2 pseudogenes are annotated in these 639 nt (G+C 64.0%); one reads left to right on the plus strand and one right to left on the minus strand.

Going from position 1 to position 639, the window contains the following annotated elements:
- Positions 1–181, minus strand: a pseudogene (locus MOV75_RS40945) (hypothetical protein); the annotation flags it as partial.
- A gap of 248 nt (positions 182–429) precedes the next feature.
- Between MOV75_RS40945 and MOV75_RS40950 the strand changes: the two are divergent.
- A pseudogene (locus tag MOV75_RS40950) lies at positions 430–639 on the plus strand (hypothetical protein); the annotation flags it as partial.

Below are 639 nucleotides of genomic sequence, written 5' to 3' on the forward strand. Positions count from 1 at the left end.
GAAAGGCCAGCGCGAAGAGCAGCGCGGGAAAGCTTGCGGCAAGGTCCGCAAGGCGCGAGTGCCGCAAGGCCAGGGCGCGCACCGCGCCCTGGAAGCGCGGATGATAGCGCCGAAGCCTGCGTTCGAGCAGGTCGGAACGCCCGGCCACCTGACGGGGGGCCAGCAGAAGATTGGATGTCATGACAATAGAGTCTCGATCGCGGGCCAACGGGCCGCGGCAGATTCGATTTGATATGGGTCTTGAGATTTCACCCGGGAATCGATCCCGGGGGGACGCATCAAATATCGTGCGTCGAACCCGGGAAGCGTGCTGTCGTAGACATGGTCGCCTCCAAAACGAATTGCGCGCATCCAATAACTCGGCATCGGCCGGATTGCAACCCGAGACTGCATTGCATTGCGGCGGCCTCGCAACAGCGGCGCAGCAATATGCATGATGCGTCGGCATCGGTGGAGGTGGTCGTTGCTGCCGGAATCTGCCTCAATGCGAATTCAGCGCGGAGGAGTTTTGGCATGAGCGGCTTGGTGATCTCTGGCGGCCGGGTGGTGGATCCCGCGAGCGGGATGGACGCTATCGGCGACGTCGCGGTGGTGGATGGCAGGATCGCCGCGGTCGGCGCCGCGCTCGGCGGTGCCGAT

It is taken from the genome of Bradyrhizobium sp. PRIMUS42 (assembly GCF_023006515.1).
Taxonomy (GTDB): Bacteria; Pseudomonadota; Alphaproteobacteria; order Rhizobiales; family Xanthobacteraceae; genus Bradyrhizobium.